This is a genomic window from Vibrio sp. 10N.286.46.A8 (assembly GCF_041470165.1).
Taxonomy (GTDB): domain Bacteria; phylum Pseudomonadota; class Gammaproteobacteria; order Enterobacterales; family Vibrionaceae; genus Vibrio; species Vibrio tasmaniensis_A.
In genome coordinates this window covers 1-372 of sequence record NZ_JBFRLX010000408.1, presented here as the reverse complement: position 1 = coordinate 372, position 372 = coordinate 1, and the positions used below count along the sequence as shown (strand labels likewise).

Genomic DNA, 372 nt, shown 5'->3' with positions numbered 1-372 from the left:
GAAACTGAGAAAGTTGAATCGCCTGTTGTAGCAGAAGCAGTGCAAGTAGAAGCAACGCCAGTTGTTGAAGCAGAAGCTCCTAAAGCGGCACCAAAGGCAGCTGTTGCTAAAAAACAAGCAGGTTCACCAATGACTAAAGCTCCTGGTCCTCAAGAGATCAAAGAGATTCAAGTTGTTGCGGCTCCATTCCGTACTGAGCGTTTTGTATCGAAAGGTGCAGGTAGCCAATCAGCGTCAAATAAAGCCGGCGCAGGCATGACTAAACCTCAATACTAATGAGCTTCGCAGAGTAATCTGCAGAGAACTATCTAAGGGCGACTTATTCATAAGTCGCCCTTTTTTTATATCCACAGTTCCGATTAGTTATAATAG

Annotated in this window: 1 protein-coding gene; it reads left to right on the top strand. The window is 44.6% G+C overall.

The features are described from left to right. A partial coding sequence (locus tag AB4232_RS22730) for a hypothetical protein (RefSeq protein WP_372088125.1) occupies positions 1–276 on the top strand: 276 nt, incomplete at its 5' end. Positions 277–372: the final 96 nt, after the last annotated feature.